This is a genomic window from Bradyrhizobium sp. USDA 4452, from assembly GCF_054063575.1.
Genome location: NZ_JBSSGK010000001.1, coordinates 6,894,510 through 6,907,763 on the forward strand (window position 1 = coordinate 6,894,510; position 13,254 = coordinate 6,907,763).

Here is a 13,254-nt window from a genome sequence, read left to right on the forward strand (position 1 = left end):
TCCGCCGCTAAATTCGCCGCTCTCTCGAAGGCCTGAAACAGACGCCATGAACCAGTATCACGACCTGCTCGAACGCATCCTCGCCGATGGCGCGGAGAAGCACGACCGCACCGGCACCGGCACGCTATCGATCTTCGGCCACCAGATGCGCTTCAACCTGTCGGCCGGGTTCCCGATGCTGACCACCAAGCGGTTGCCGCTGAAGGCGATCGTGCACGAGCTGCTCTGGTTCCTCGCCGGCGACACCAACATCAAATATCTCAACGACAACGGCGTCACGATCTGGGACGAATGGGCCGACGCCAACGGCGATCTCGGCCCGGTCTACGGCTCGCAATGGCGCTCGTGGCCCGCGCCTGATGGCCGCAGCATCGACCAGATCACGAACGTGATCGAGATGATCAAGCGCAATCCGGACTCGCGGCGGCTGATCGTCAGCGCCTGGAATCCGGCCGAGGTCGACAAGATGGCGCTGCCGCCGTGCCATTGCCTGTTCCAGTTCTATGTCGCGAACGGCAAATTGTCCTGCCAGCTCTATCAGCGTTCCGGCGACGTCTTCCTCGGCGTGCCCTTCAACATCGCCTCCTATGCGCTGCTGACCATGATGGTCGCGCAGGTGACAGGTCTCAAGCCCGGCGATTTCGTGCATTCGCTCGGCGACGCGCATCTCTACTCGAACCATCTCGAGCAGGCGCGGCTGCAACTCACGCGGCCGACGCGGCCGCTGCCGACGATGGCGATCAACCCCGATGTGAAGGATATCTTCGCGTTCCGCTACGAGGACTTCAAACTCGAGGGCTACGACCCGCATCCGCACATCAAGGCCGAAGTCGCGGTCTGATGTCGCTCACCATCCGCCGCGCGCGGCCCGATGAGGCCGGACTGGTGTTCTCGCTGGTCCGCGAACTCGCCGACTACGAAAAGCTGCTGCACGAGGTCCACGCCAGCGAGGCCGATATCGCCGAGGCGCTGTTCGGCGCGAGCCCGCGGCTCACTTGCGACATCGCGGAATGGAACGGCGAGCCGGCCGGCTTCGCGGTCTGGTTCGTCAACTTCTCGACCTTCGCCGGCCGCCACGGCATCTATCTCGAAGACCTGTTCGTGCGCCCGGCGCTGCGCGGCAAGGGCATCGGCAAGGCGCTGCTGGTGCATCTGGCGAAGCAATGCCTCGCCAATGGCTGGTCGCGCCTGCAATGGGCGGTGCTCGACTGGAATGCGCCGTCGATCGCGTTCTACAAGTCGCTCGGCGCCGAGCTGATGGACGAATGGACGATCTGCCGCGTCTCCGGTCCTGCGCTGTCGGCGCTCGCGGAAGGAGCGCGCTGATGGAGATCGTGCTCGTCGTCGCGGTCGCCGAAAACGGCGTGATCGGGAAGGACAACGCCATTCCGTGGCGGCTCAAATCGGATCTGCGACGCCTCAAGGCGATCACGCTGAACAAGCCTGTCGTGATGGGACGCAAGACCTTCGAATCCCTGCCCAGGCCGCTGCCGGGACGCACCAACATCGTGGTGACGCGCGATGCGAACTACCGTGCGCGCGGCGCCGTCGTCACCAATTCGTTCGAGAACGCCCACGCAATTGCGCTTGGTGACGCGCTGCGGCGTTTCGCCACTGAAATTGCAATCATCGGCGGCGCTGAAATCTATGCGCAGTGGATGGGCATCGCCGACCGGCTTGAGATCACCGAGGTTCACGCCAGCCCGGACGGCGATACACGGTTCGACAAAATCGATACCAAGGCGTGGGAAGAGGTCGCGCGTGTGCGAAATCCGGCAGGTCCGGATGACAGCGTCGACTTCTCCTATGTGACATATCGTCGGCGCGGCCGGGGTTAACCAATGTTTGCATTGACAATTATGCCCCGGCGCATAGCTCGTCGGGCCAGGAAGCTTGCGTTGTAAGGGCCCTGACGGTCCCCTATAACCGGGCCGGACATTCGAGCCCGGGCGTCCCGCCCGGACTTGCCGAGGAGATGTTTGATGCCGTGGAAAAATCAGGGCGGAGGGCCGTGGGGCTCGGGTCCGAAAGGGCCGTGGGGCACGGGTCCGCAGTCAGCCGGGCCGAGGCCGCCGGATCTTGAGGATCTGCTGCGGCGCGGCCAGGACCGGCTGCAGCAGTGGCTGCCCGGCGGTCATCTCAGCGGCATGGGTATCGCGCTGGTGCTGGTCGCCGCGCTGGCGATCTGGTTCGCGACCGGCATCTTCCGCGTCCAGTCCGAGGAGCTCGGCGTCGTGCTGCGGTTCGGCAAGTACGTCCGCGATGCGCAGCCGGGCCTGCGCTATCACCTGCCGTATCCGATCGAGACGGTGTTGCTGCCGAAGGCGCTGCGCGTCAACACGATCTCGATCGGCATGACCCTGATCGACGATCCCGCCCGCCGCGGCCGCAGCATGCGCGACGTGCCGGAAGAGAGCCTGATGCTGACCGGCGACGAAAACATCGTCGACGTCGACTTCACCGTGCTGTGGCGCATCAAGCCGGGCGGAGCAGGCGCCTATCTGTTCAACATCCAGAATCCGGAAGGCACCGTGAAGGCGGTTGCCGAGAGCGCGATGCGCGAGGTGATCGGCCGCTCGCAGATCCAGCCGATCCTGACCGGGGCGCGCAATGTCACCGAGCAGAGCGTGCAGGAGCTGATGCAGAAGACGCTCGACAGCTACAACGCCGGCATCCAGATCACGCAGGTGCAGATGCAGAAGGTCGATCCGCCGGCGCAGGTGATCGACGCATTCCGCGACGTCCAGGCTGCTCGCGCCGACCTCGAGCGCAAGCAGAACGAGGCACAGACCTACGCCAACAGCATTGTGCCGGGAGCACGCGGCCGTGCGGCGCAGATCCAGCAGGCCGCCGAGGGCTACAAGGAGCAGGCGGTCGCCGAGGCCAAGGGCCAGAGCGCGCGCTTCCTGAAAGTCTATGAAGAGTACAAGAAGGCACCCGACGTGACGCGCGAGCGCATCTATCTGGAGACCATGGAAAAAGTGCTCGGCAGCTCCGAGAAGCTGGTTTACGACGGCGGCCAGGGCCAGAACATCGTGCCCTATCTTCCGCTCGGCGAACTGACCACGCGGCGTCCGCCGGCGGCGCCGGCCACGACCGGCCAGCAGCAGGGAGCCACCCGATGAGGTCCCCCGTCACCGGCATCGTGTCCCTGATCGTTCTCTTCATCGTGCTCGCCGTCGGCTACAGCTCGGTGTTCACCGTGCAGCAGACCGAGCAGACCATCGTCCTGCGGTTCGGCGAGCCGGTCGATGTCGTCACCGAGCCCGGCCTGCACTTCAAGGCGCCGTGGAATTCGGTGATCAACGTCGACAAGCGCATCCTCGATCTGGAGAACCCGTCGCAGGAAGTGATCGCCTCGGACCAGAAGCGGCTCGTGGTCGATGCCTTCGCGCGCTATCGCATCAAGAATGCGCTGCGCTACTACACCAGCGTCGGTTCGATCCAGGCCGCCAATCTGCAGCTGACCACGCTGCTCAACGCAGCGCTGCGCCGCGTGCTCGGTGAGGTCACCTTCATCACGGTGGTGCGCGACGATCGTGAGAAGCTGATGCAGCGCATCCGCGAACAGCTCGACAAGGAGGCTGACGGCTACGGCATCGAGGTCGTCGACGTCAGGATTCGCCGCGCCGACCTGCCGGAGCAGAACAGCCAGGCGGTCTACAACCGGATGAAGACCGAGCGCGAGCGCGAAGCCGCCGAGTTCCGTGCCCAGGGCGACCAGAAGGCGCAGGAAATCCGCTCGAAGGCCGATCGCGAAGCGACCGTGATCGTCGCCGAGGCGAACTCGGCCGCGGATCAGACCCGCGGTGCGGGCGATGCCGAGCGCAACCGCCTGTTCGCCGAAGCCTACGGCAAGGACAAGGACTTCTTCGCGTTCTATCGCTCGATGACGGCGTATGAGAACGGCCTCAAGCCGAACGACACGCGTTTCCTGTTGCGGCCGGACTCGGAATTCTTCAGATACTTCGGCAGTGCCAGCGGTAGGCCGTCCGAGGCGGCCGCGGCGCCGAAACAGTAACGTCACGATCACGATACGGCGGCGACGCGAACGACGCGTCGCCGCGTTCAATAGAACAACAAGCATCAATTGGGAGGCTGCGATCCGATGAAGTCCATAGCGTTCGGCGACTTCCTCATCGGGTTGGGAATCCTGTTCGTGCTCGAAGGCATCCTGTTTGCGGCAAGCCCCGCCTGGATGCGCCGGGCGATGAAGAGCGCGCTGGCCACGCCCGACAACATCCTGCGCGTCGTCGGCATCGGTTCGGCGGTCGCGGGACTTGTTCTGATCTGGGCGGTACGGCGCTGAGCATTGCCTGTTCCACCGCGCTGATCGCGCCGGAATGAACATAATCGTGAGCCTCGCGCGGCCGGTTTTTCGCCGAAATGCCCGGCTGAGATGCTTGCGCCATATGCCCGTTCGGGCGCACTCTGTAACCACGGGCGCATACTGCGACCAGCTCATTTGAACCCGTTTGCCTGGAGAAACTCCGACATGATCGCTGCCAGACCAGCCCTGAGCCGCCGCCTCCGCATGATGGGAGCTGCGATCTCGATCGGTGCTGCGAGCATGCTGAGCTCCGTGCCGGCGTTCGCACGCGGCCCCGATGGCATCGCCGACATCGCCGAGAAGGTGATCGACGCCGTCGTCAACATCTCGACGTCGCAGACGATCGAGGCCAAGGACCGGACGATGCCGCAGCTGCCGCCGGGCTCGCCGTTCGAGGAATTCTTCGACGACTTCTTCAAGAACCGCCGCGGCCCGCCCGGCAAGGGCGGCGACAAGAGCGGCGAGTTCCAGCCGCGCAAGACCAACTCGCTCGGCTCGGGCTTCATCGTGGATACCGCGGGCATCGTCGTCACCAACAACCACGTGATCGCCGATGCCGACGAGATCAACGTCATCCTCAACGACGGCACCAAGATCAAGGCCGAGCTGGTCGGCGTCGACAAGAAGACCGACCTCGCGGTGCTGAAGTTCAAGCCGCCGAAGCCGCTCACCGCGGTCAAGTTCGGCGACAGCGACAAGATCCGTCTCGGCGACTGGGTGGTCGCGATCGGCAACCCATTCAGCCTCGGCGGCACGGTGACCGCGGGCATCGTCTCGGCCAAGAACCGCGACATCAGCCAGGGCCCGTATGACAGCTACATCCAGACCGACGCCGCGATCAACCGCGGCAATTCCGGCGGTCCGCTGTTCAACCTCGATGGCGAGGTGATCGGGGTCAACACCCTGATCATCTCCCCGACCGGCGGCTCGATCGGCCTCGGTTTCGCCGTGCCGTCGAAGACGGTGGCGGGCGTCGTCGACCAGCTGCAGAAGTTCGGCGAACTGCGCCGCGGCTGGCTCGGCGTTCGCATCCAGCAGGTCACCGACGAGATCGCCGACAGCCTCAACATCAAGCCGGCGCGCGGCGCGCTGGTTGCCGGCGTCGACGACAAGGGCCCGGCCAAGCCGGCCGGCATCGAGCCGGGCGACGTCGTCGTCAAGTTCGACGGCAAGGACGTCAAGGACCCCAAGGATCTGTCACGCATCGTCGCCGACACCGCGGTCGGCAAGGAAGTCGACGTCATCATCATCCGCAAGGGCAATGAGGAGACCCGCAAGGTCACGCTCGGCCGGCTCGAGGACAACGACAAGGTTCAGCAGGCCAACGCCAAGCCGAAGGACGACACCGCCGAGAAGCCGGTGACCCAGAAGGCGCTGGGGCTCGACCTCGCAGCGCTGAGCAAGGACCTGCGCACCAAGTACAAGATCAAGGACAGCGTGAAGGGCGTCGTCGTCACCGGCGTCGATAGCGCCTCCGACGCCGCCGAGAAGCGGCTGTCGGCCGGCGACGTCATCGTCGAGGTGGCGCAGGAGGCGGTGTCGAGCGCCGCCGACATCAAGAAGCGCGTCGACCAGCTGAAGAAGGACGGCAAGAAGTCCGTGCTGCTACTGGTCTCCAATGGCGATGGCGAACTGCGCTTCGTCGCGCTCGGCGTGCAGTAGGACTGTGGTCGTTGCCGGGCTTGATCCGGCAATCCATCATCCAACGAAGTTCTTGCAAAGGAAGATGGATGCCCGGGTCAAGCCCGGGCATGACGGCGAAGTGCGTGGCGTCACGCCGCGAACTCGTCCCGCCGATAGCCCTGCACATACAGCAGTGCGGTGAGGTCGCCATGGTCGATCCGCACCACGGCTGCGGCCGCGACCGCCGGCTTGGCGTGATAGGCGACGCCGAGGCCTGCGGCCTGGATCATGCCGAGATCGTTGGCGCCGTCGCCGACCACCAGCGTGTCGATGTCGTCGAGGTCGAAGGATTCGGTGAGCTCGACCAGGGTGGCGAGCTTGGTGGCTCGGCCGAGGATCGGCTCGACGACCGCGCCGGTCAGCTTCCCGTCAGCGACTTGCAGCTGGTTGGCGCGGTTTTCCTGGAAGCCGATCTTCTCCGCGACCACCTTGGTGAACAGGGTGAAGCCGCCGGAGATCAGGCAGGTATAGGCGCCGTGCGCGCGCATCGTCATGACCAGCTCGCGGCCGCCCGGCGTCAGCGTGATGCGCTTGTCCAGCACCTCGTCGACCACGCCGACCGGCAGGCCCTTGAGCAGCGCAACGCGCTCGCGCAGTGCCGATTCAAACTCGATCTCGCCGCGCATCGCGCGCTCGGTGATCGCGGCGACATGGGCCTTCAGCCCGGCGAAATCGGCGAGTTCGTCGATGCACTCCTGGCCGATCATGGTCGAATCCATGTCGGCCAGAAAAAGCTTCTTGCGCCGACCAATCCGAGGCTGCACCACAACGTCGATCGGCAGGTCGCCGCGGGCCTGGCGCAGGCCTAGTTCGATGGCCTTGATGCTATCCCTGCCGATGTCCGGGCTCTCGAAGGGAATGTCGACGGCGACCTCGTCGAACAGCCACTGCGCCGGGCCCGGTGCAGGCAGCACGGCCCGCGCACCGTCGACGATGGTGGAATCGAGCGCAGGGCTTGCAGGATTGCAGATCAGCGTGGCAACGAGGGACATGCAGGCGCATTCAGGATTGTTGGACAGGGCAGTGCTTATCGCAGGGCCGACCGCCAGCGGCAAGTCGGCCCTGGCGCTCAAGCTTGCGCAGCGGACCGGCGGCGTCGTGATCAACACCGACTCCATGCAGGTGTATCGCGACCTCAAGGTCATCACGGCGCGGCCGACCGCCAATGAGGAGGCGCAGGTTCCGCACCGGCTCTATGGCCATGTCGACGCCGGCGTGAATTTCTCCGCGGGGGCCTGGGTGACTGACGCGGCAAAAGTGCTGGGCGAGGCGCGTGAGCAGGGACGGCTGCCGATCTTCATCGGCGGCTCAGGCCTCTATTTCAGCGCACTGACGCGTGGCCTGTCGGCGGTGCCACCGATCCCGGCCGATGTGCGCGACGGGGTGCGCGCAAGGCTGGAACAGCATGGCGTCGAGGCGCTGCATGCCGAGCTTGCGGCGCGCGATCCGGTGTCGGCCGAACGGCTGAAGCCGCGCGACCGCACCCGCATCGCACGGGCGCTCGAGGTCGTGGAGGCCACCGGCCGGCCGCTGCCGGATTGGCATCGCGACGGCCTGCCGCCACTGCTGCCGCCGGGCCAATTCCACGCGCTGTTTCTGGCGCCCGAGCGCGAGTGGCTCTATGCGCGGATCGACGCCCGGTTCGGTGCGATGCTCGACACCGGTGCGCTCGACGAGGTCGCGGCGCTGGCCGCGCGCGGGCTTGATCCGCTGTTGCCGGCCATGAAGGCCCATGGCGTCCCGGCGCTGATCCGTCACCTCAAGGGCGAGATCAGCCGGGACCAGGCCGCCGAGATCGGTCGCGCCGACACTCGCCACTACGCCAAGCGCCAGTTCACCTGGTTTCGCCATAAGCTCCCGGAATTCGAGTGGGTCGCGCCAGAGGCGGCGAGGGAGCGGCTGGAGAGCCTCATCCCATAGCCCGGCGCCGCCGCGCGCCCGGCTGCCATGCGCGTTGCTCCGCGCAAAAACACTCGCCGAACGGTCGGAACCCCGTTACACTTCAAAAATCGCGAAACTGCGGGCCTTGCCTTGACATTCGGGCTTTGGCCGCTATGTTCGCGCAACCTTTGGGAAGACTGGGTCGTCTCGTGCGCAACATTATTACCAAACTGCTTATCGCCGTCGTACCCAGGCACACCGCCGGGGATGGCTAGCTGCCATCCAAATTCGGGCGGTGTGCATGGGGCCTCTGGGGCCCCTTTTTATTGTCCGAAGCAGACCTGACAGAACTGACAAAAGCCGCGCAAAAACAAGCGCATCCGGAGCGAACCATGACCGACAAGAGCCACGATCCCAATCAGATGACCGGCGCCGCGATGATCGTGCGCGCGCTCATCGATCACGGCGTGCAGCATGTCTTCGGCTATCCCGGCGGTGCGGTGCTTCCGATCTACGACGAGATTTTCCAGCAGAGCGAAGTCGAGCACATCCTGGTCCGCCATGAGCAGGGCGCCGGCCATGCCGCCGAAGGCTATGCCCGCTCGACCGGCAAGCCCGGCGTGGTGCTGGTGACGTCGGGGCCCGGTGCGACCAACATGGTGACGCCGCTGACCGACGCGCTGATGGATTCGATCCCGCTGGTCTGCATCACCGGCCAGGTGCCGACCCACCTGATCGGCAACGACGCCTTTCAGGAATGCGACACGGTCGGCATCACGCGGCCCGCCACCAAGCACAACTGGCTGGTGCGCGACGTCAACGACCTCGCCAGGGTGCTGCATGAGGCGTTCTATGTCGCCACCACCGGCCGGCCCGGTCCGGTGCTGGTCGACGTGCCGAAGGACGTGCAGTTCGCGACCGGCACCTATCATCCGCCGCGCAAGTCTGACGTGCACGTCTCCTACACGCCGCGCGTGAAGGGCGATGCGACCCAGATCCGCAAGGCGGTGGCGATGCTCGCCAACGCCAAACGTCCCGTGATCTATTCCGGGGGCGGCGTGATCAATTCGGGTCCCGAGGCCTCGAAGCTGCTGCGTCAGCTGGTGGAGGCGACCGGCTTCCCGATCACCTCGACCCTGATGGGGCTGGGCGCCTATCCGGCGTCGGGTCCGAACTGGCTCGGCATGCTGGGCATGCACGGCACCTACGAGGCCAACATGACGATGCATGATTGCGACGTCATGCTGTGCGTGGGCGCGCGCTTCGACGACCGCATCACCGGCCGCGTCGATGCGTTCTCGCCGGGCTCGAAGAAGATCCACATCGACATCGACCCGTCCTCGATCAACAAGAACATCCGCGTCGACGTGCCGATCATCGGCGATGCCGGCAACGTGCTCGGCGACCTGCTGCAGGTGTTCAAGGCCGAAGCCAGGAAGCCGGACATCAAGGCGTGGTGGCAGCAGATCGCGCAATGGCGCGCGCGCAACTCGCTGTCCTACCGCAAGAACAACGATATCATCCTGCCGCAATACGCGATCCAGCGCCTGTTCGAGCTGACCCGCGGCAAGGACACCTACATCACGACCGAAGTCGGTCAGCACCAGATGTGGGCCGCGCAGTTCTTCGGCTTCGAGGAGCCGCACCGCTGGATGACCTCGGGCGGTCTCGGCACCATGGGCTACGGCCTGCCGGCCGCGGTCGGCGTGCAGGTTGCGCATCCGGACAGCCTGGTGATCGACATCGCCGGCGACGCCTCGGTGCAGATGACGATCCAGGAGATGTCGACCGCGGTTCAGTTCGAGCTGCCGATCAAGATCTTCATCCTGAACAACCAGTACATGGGCATGGTGCGGCAGTGGCAGCAACTGCTGCACGGCAACCGGCTGTCGCATTCGTACTCCGAAGCGCTGCCGGACTTCGTCAAGCTCGCCGACGCCTATGGCTGCGTCGGCCTGCAGGCGACCAAACCGTCCGATCTCGACGGCGCGATCAAGGAGATGATCTCGATCAAGCGCCCGGTGCTGTTCGACTGCCGCGTCGCGGCGCTCGAGAACTGCTTCCCGATGATCCCGTCGGGCAAGGCGCACAACGAGATGCTGCTGCCGGAAGAAGCGAACGATGAAGCCACCGCGAAGGCCTTCTCCGGCGGCAAGGCGCTGGTGTGATGTGAGGGTGGATCGTGTTTGATCTCAGCGAACTCGAGCGCGCGCACAGGATCGTCGGCACCGCGGTGCCGGCGACGCCGGCCTATTCCTGGCCGCTGCTGGCCGAGCGGCTCGGCACCGAGGTCGTGGTCAAGCATGAGAATCACACGCCGATCGGCGCTTTCAAGGTGCGCGGCGGCCTGGTCTATCTCGAGCGGCTGAAGCGCGAGCGGCCCGACGTGCTGGGCATCATCTCCGCAACGCGCGGCAATCACGGCCAGAGCCTGGCGTTTGCCGCGAGCCGCCACGGCGTGCCGGCGACAATCTACGTGCCGCGCGGCAACTCGGTCGAGAAGAACCGCGCCATGCACGCATTCGGTGCCGAGCTCGTCGAGCACGGCGAGGACTTTCAGGCCGCGCGGGAAGAGGCCGAGCGCCGTGCGCAGTTCGACGGCCTGCACATGGTGCCGTCGTTCCACCCGGACCTCGTGCTCGGCGTTGCGACCTACGCGCTCGAACTGTTTCGATCTGCGCCCGACCTCGACATTCTCTATGTGCCGATCGGGCAGGGCTCCGGCATCTCCGGCTGCATCATGGCGCGCGACCTGCTCGGGCTGAAGACCGAAATCGTCGGCGTGCAGTCGACCGAGGCGCCGTCCTATGCGCTGTCGTTCGCAGCCGGCAAGATCGTGACCACAGAGACCAGCAACACGCTTGCCGACGGCATGGCGACGCGGATTCCGGATGCGGATGCATTCGCTTTGATCCGCAAGGGCGCCTCGCGCATCGTGCAGGTCACCGACGACGAGGTCGGGCAGGCGATCCGTGCCTACTGGACCGACACCCACAATCTCGCCGAGGGCGCAGGCGCTGCGGCGCTCGCAGCCGCGCTGCAGGAAAAGAGCAAGCTCGCCGGCAAGCGGGTCGGCCTGATCCTGAGCGGCGGCAATATCGATTTCGATCTGTTCCGGACCTGGATCGGCACAGATGCTGCGCCGGCCGCCCAGCGGGCGGTGGCGTGAAAAGAATGCAAGGGGACGACCAATGAACCAGCCCGCATCCGCCTACTTCCTCGAAGAGCGTCACGATCCGAACGAGACGCACACGCTGTCCGTTCTCGTGCAGAACGAGCCCGGCGTGCTCGCGCGCGTGATCGGGCTGTTCTCCGGCCGCGGCTACAACATCGAGAGTCTCACGGTTTCGGAAACCGAGAGCCAGAAACATCTCTCACGGATCACCATCGTCACCACGGGCACGCCGATGGTGATCCAGCAGATCAAGCATCAGCTCGACCGCATGATCCCGGTCTACCGCGTCGTCGACATGACGCTGACCGGCAGCTCGATCGAGCGCGAGCTTGCGATGGTCAAGGTGCGGGGCGGTGGCGATCACCGCGTCGAGGCGCTGCGGCTGGCGGACGCGTTCCGCGCCCGGGTGATCGACGCCACGACCGAGAGCTTCGTGTTCGAGATCACGGGCAACTCGTCCAAGATCAGTCAGTTCATCGACCTGATGCGCCCGCTGGGCCTGGTCGAGGTGTCACGAACCGGGGTGGCCGCGATCACGCGTGGGCCGGAAGGGATGTGAATCATGTTGGCGCGCGACTGGTACTACACGCAACGGCGGCAGGTCGGTCTCGATACCGCGGTTGCCTCGATCTATGACGTTAGCGAGGACAGCGATGTCCGTGCCCGCCAGGCGCTGACCATGCTCGGCGTCAAGCCGGGCTGGCGGATCGCCGATATCGGCTGCGGCAACGGCGTGCTGGCGACCGAGGCGGCCTTGATGGGTGCCGAGGTCGACGCCATCGACATCTCGCCGGCAATGATCGGGCTTGCCGAAATCTATGCGCGCGACCGCAAGGCGAAGATCCGGACCCAGCCGGCCGGGCTGCTGTCCTTTGCCTATCAGCCGAACTCCTACGACCTCATCGTCAGCGAGTTCACGCTGCATCATCTGCCCGACTTCTGGAAGGCGGTGGCGTTGTCGCGGATCTTCAACGCGCTCAAGCCCGGCGCGAATTTCTATCTGCGCGACATGGTGTTCGTCAGCATGCCCGATGGCGTCGATCGCGATGTCGAGGGCTGGGCCGATTTCTCGATCAAGAACCACGGTTTCGAGCGCGAGAGCGTGATGACCCATATGCGCGACGAGTACTCGACCTTCGGCTGGGTGATGGAGCGCATGCTGACCGAGACCGGTTTCACCCTGGTCGCCGCCGACTATCACGCGCCGCTGCACGGCACCTATCTGCTGCGCAAGCCGAAGCCGGACGAACAGATCTAGAGCTTGCATCGACAGAGCTGAACCGAACCAAAGAAGAAGAACAATGAAGCCGGCCGATGTTGGCATCGCCGTCATGGTCGCGGTGATCTGGGGGCTCGCGTTTGTCGCAACCCGATTCGCGCTCAATGAGTTGCCGCCCGAATTGATGACGGCGCTGCGCTTCGGCATCGCGGCGGTGCCGTGCCTGTTCCTGCGCAAGCCGCGTCAGGTGTCGTGGCCGCTCTTGATCGCAATCAGCCTGACCTTGTTTCTCGGCCAGTTCCTGGCGCAGTCCATCGCCATCGCCCATGGCATGCCGGTCGGGCTCACCAGCGTGATCGTGCAGAGCCAGGCGCTGTTCACTATCGGCTTTGCCGCAGTGCTGTTCGCCGAATTGCCGTCGCGGTTGCAGACCGTCGGCATCGGCATCGCCGCGATCGGCCTGCTGATGATCTGCGGCACCGTCGGATACGATTTCAGCGTCAACGCCTTTGCCGTCCTGATGATCTCGCCGATCTCGTTCGCAATCGGAAACCTGCTGCTGCGGCCGGCGCAGGGCGCGCGCATGTTCGACCTGTTCGCATGGCTGTGCCTGTGTGCGGCGATCCCGTTGTTCGGCCTGTCGCTGTTGACCGTGGGCACGCAGCCGATGTGGCTGGCGCTGTCGCATCTGTCGCGGGCCGGCATTGTCTCGATGCTGTTTGTCGGCACCGTTTCCACCAGCATCGCCTATTGGCTGTGGGGCCGGCTGCTCAGGGATTATCCGGCGGCCCAGGTGGTGCCGTTCGCGCTGCTGGTGCCGTTCGTCGGCTCCGCCGCCTCCAGCATCGTGTTCGGCGAGCGGTTTGGGCCGCTGCGGCTCGCCGGCATGCTCACGGTGATCGCCGGCATCGCCGTGATGCTGCTGTCGAAACGGCCGAAGGCTCTGCCGAAAGTCGCGTGAGGGCA

Annotated in this window: 14 protein-coding genes; 13 read left to right on the forward strand and 1 reads right to left on the reverse strand. The window is 65.3% G+C overall.

Annotated features, from left to right (window positions below; genetic code table 11):
• Nucleotides 1–46: 46 nt before the first annotated feature.
• The 7 genes from ACVISU_RS32235 to ACVISU_RS32265 all read left to right on the forward strand — a co-directional run bounded on the left by ACVISU_RS32235 (nt 47) and on the right by ACVISU_RS32265 (nt 5,992).
• Nucleotides 47–841: a thymidylate synthase gene (locus ACVISU_RS32235; protein WP_050401897.1), complete on the forward strand. Its 795-nt coding sequence runs from the start codon at nt 47–49 to the stop codon at nt 839–841.
• Complete coding sequence (locus ACVISU_RS32240; RefSeq protein WP_050401896.1) at nt 841–1,326, forward strand: GNAT family N-acetyltransferase; 486 nt, start codon at nt 841–843, stop codon at nt 1,324–1,326. The genes ACVISU_RS32235 and ACVISU_RS32240 overlap by 1 nt, the downstream gene beginning before the upstream one ends.
• Entirely contained in the window at nt 1,326–1,838 is a 513-nt protein-coding gene (locus tag ACVISU_RS32245; protein WP_456709610.1) for a dihydrofolate reductase, read from the forward strand. Before ACVISU_RS32240 ends, ACVISU_RS32245 begins: the two co-directional genes overlap by 1 nt.
• A 144-nt stretch (nt 1,839–1,982) precedes the next feature.
• Nucleotides 1,983–3,125: an FtsH protease activity modulator HflK gene (hflK, locus tag ACVISU_RS32250; protein ID WP_050401894.1), complete on the forward strand. Its 1,143-nt coding sequence runs from the start codon at nt 1,983–1,985 to the stop codon at nt 3,123–3,125.
• Complete coding sequence (hflC, locus tag ACVISU_RS32255) at nt 3,122–4,021, forward strand: protease modulator HflC (protein ID WP_456709611.1); 900 nt, start codon at nt 3,122–3,124, stop codon at nt 4,019–4,021. Before hflK ends, hflC begins: the two co-directional genes overlap by 4 nt.
• Before the next feature lie 87 nt (nt 4,022–4,108).
• Nucleotides 4,109–4,309 (forward strand): DUF2065 domain-containing protein, encoded by a 201-nt coding sequence (locus ACVISU_RS32260; protein WP_456709612.1) that lies wholly within the window; start codon nt 4,109–4,111, stop codon nt 4,307–4,309.
• 186 nt (nt 4,310–4,495) lie between these two features.
• Nucleotides 4,496–5,992, forward strand: coding sequence for a Do family serine endopeptidase (locus tag ACVISU_RS32265; RefSeq protein WP_456709613.1), 1,497 nt, complete (start codon nt 4,496–4,498; stop codon nt 5,990–5,992).
• A gap of 110 nt (nt 5,993–6,102) precedes the next feature.
• On the opposite strand, the gene serB is transcribed toward ACVISU_RS32265, so the two are convergent.
• The gene (gene serB / locus ACVISU_RS32270; RefSeq protein WP_456709614.1) at nt 6,103–7,005 is read right to left on the reverse strand and encodes a phosphoserine phosphatase SerB; all 903 of its coding nucleotides are present in this window, start codon (nt 7,003–7,005) and stop codon (nt 6,103–6,105) included.
• Here serB and miaA point away from each other — a divergent pair.
• The 6 genes from miaA (at nt 7,004) to ACVISU_RS32300 (ending at nt 13,249) form a co-directional block, all read left to right on the forward strand.
• Nucleotides 7,004–7,933, forward strand: a complete 930-nt coding sequence (gene miaA / locus ACVISU_RS32275) for a tRNA (adenosine(37)-N6)-dimethylallyltransferase MiaA (protein WP_456709615.1) — start codon at nt 7,004–7,006, stop codon at nt 7,931–7,933. The genes serB and miaA overlap by 2 nt on opposite strands.
• A gap of 353 nt (nt 7,934–8,286) precedes the next feature.
• Nucleotides 8,287–10,062, forward strand: a complete 1,776-nt coding sequence (locus tag ACVISU_RS32280) for an acetolactate synthase 3 large subunit (RefSeq protein ID WP_050401889.1) — start codon at nt 8,287–8,289, stop codon at nt 10,060–10,062.
• 14 nt (nt 10,063–10,076) lie between these two features.
• A complete protein-coding gene (locus tag ACVISU_RS32285) occupies nt 10,077–11,063 on the forward strand; it encodes a threonine dehydratase (protein ID WP_456709616.1) in 987 nt (328 codons plus the stop codon).
• 22 nt (nt 11,064–11,085) lie between these two features.
• Entirely contained in the window at nt 11,086–11,628 is a 543-nt protein-coding gene (ilvN, locus tag ACVISU_RS32290) for an acetolactate synthase small subunit (RefSeq protein ID WP_016841057.1), read from the forward strand.
• A gap of 3 nt (nt 11,629–11,631) precedes the next feature.
• Complete coding sequence (locus ACVISU_RS32295) at nt 11,632–12,327, forward strand: class I SAM-dependent methyltransferase (protein ID WP_050401887.1); 696 nt, start codon at nt 11,632–11,634, stop codon at nt 12,325–12,327.
• A gap of 43 nt (nt 12,328–12,370) precedes the next feature.
• On the forward strand, nt 12,371–13,249 hold the full coding sequence (locus ACVISU_RS32300; protein WP_050401886.1) for an EamA family transporter: 879 nt from the start codon (nt 12,371–12,373) through the stop codon (nt 13,247–13,249).
• Nucleotides 13,250–13,254: the final 5 nt, after the last annotated feature.